Below are 1,550 nucleotides of genomic sequence, written 5' to 3'. Positions count from 1 at the left end.
ATAAGACATTATCACTTTCGAATGATATTTTTGAAAAAATATAAAAAATAGTGTTGACACATTTCTTAACAGCTGATATAATAATTTTTGTTGTTAAGAACAGCGGAAATGGCGGAATTGGCAGACGCGCAGGACTAAGGATCCTGTGACCGCTTTAGGTCGTGGGGGTTCAAGTCCCCCTTTCCGCATCGTAAACCAGGTCATTGACTTGGTTTTTTCTTTTGTCAGCTCAAAATATTTAAATAGTAATCTAGCGAAATGATTCAATGAGCCATAAAATAGAGGGATAATAAGTGATATATTTCTCATTCTTTCAATTAAGAAAACGCTTAACTTAGAAGAAAACTGGTTTTTTAGCCTTATTTATGCTAAAATATAGAACGTAAAGGGGAATAATCCCCAAAAATATAGAGGAGGCCTTTATAATGGCAATCGTTTCAGCAGAAAAATTCGTCCAAGCAGCTCGTGACAACGGCTATGCTGTAGGTGGATTTAACACTAACAACCTTGAATGGACACAAGCTATCTTGCGTGCGGCGGAAAGCAAACAAGCTCCAGTTCTTATTCAAACTTCAATGGGTGCTGCTAAATACATGGGTGGTTACAAAGTATGTCAATCACTTATTGCGAACCTTGTAGAGTCAATGGGTATCACTGTGCCAGTTGCTATTCACCTTGACCACGGTCACTACGAAGATGCACTTGAGTGTATCGAAGTTGGTTACACTTCAATCATGTTTGATGGTTCACATCTTCCAATCGAAGAAAACCTTGAAAAAGCTAAAGAAGTTGTTGCTTTGGCTCACGCGAAAGGTGTTTCTGTAGAAGCTGAAGTTGGTACAATCGGTGGTGAAGAAGATGGTATCGTTGGTAGCGGTGAACTTGCACCAGTTGAAGATGCTAAAGCTATGGTTGAAACTGGAATTGACTTCTTGGCTGCAGGTATCGGTAACATCCACGGTCCTTACCCAGAAAACTGGACAGGTCTTGATCTTGACCACTTGAAGAAATTGACAGAAGCTGTACCAGGATTCCCAATCGTACTTCACGGTGGTTCAGGTATTCCTGATGAGCAAATCCAAGAAGCTATTCGACTTGGTGTTGCTAAAGTTAACGTTAATACTGAAAGTCAAATTGCCTTCTCTAATGCTACACGTGCCTTCTCACGTGCTTACGATGCAGACGAAGCTGGTTATGACGCTAAAAAACTCTTCGATCCACGTAAATTCTTGGCAGATGGTATGAAAGCTGTCCAAGGTGCTGTTGAAGAACGTATTGACGTGTTTGGATCAGCAAACAAAGCGTAATTTTACGAAGAAATTAATATAAAATGGGTTTCGAATAGAGACCCATTTTTTATTTTTTACATGAAAAAACTATAGCTAAGTTCCAGTATTATCCGCTAGTTGGGGATAGATAAAAAAGCTTTCTAGTTCGGTAGAAGTAGTCTATATGACCTTGTGGAGTTTATTTTGAGTATGAACAATGTCTACGCTTAAACTCTGAAAGCAGTGACTGAAATCATACAGGTTTTGTTAGACTGTCTCTTA

General features: G+C 39.1%; 1 protein-coding gene and 1 tRNA gene. Both read left to right on the top strand.

What is annotated here, in order from left to right:
• Nucleotides 1-102: 102 nt before the first annotated feature.
• Nucleotides 103-188, top strand: a tRNA-Leu gene (locus tag ACMZ6U_RS10320).
• A gap of 237 nt (nt 189-425) precedes the next feature.
• Entirely contained in the window at nt 426-1,307 is an 882-nt protein-coding gene (locus tag ACMZ6U_RS10315; RefSeq protein ID WP_160544643.1) for a class II fructose-bisphosphate aldolase, read from the top strand.
• Nucleotides 1,308-1,550 lie beyond the last annotated feature (243 nt).

The sequence above is a fragment of the Streptococcus pluranimalium genome, assembly GCF_047785745.1.
Lineage (GTDB): Bacteria > Bacillota > Bacilli > Lactobacillales > Streptococcaceae > Streptococcus > Streptococcus pluranimalium_B.
This window is presented reverse-complemented; position numbering and strand designations above follow the sequence as displayed.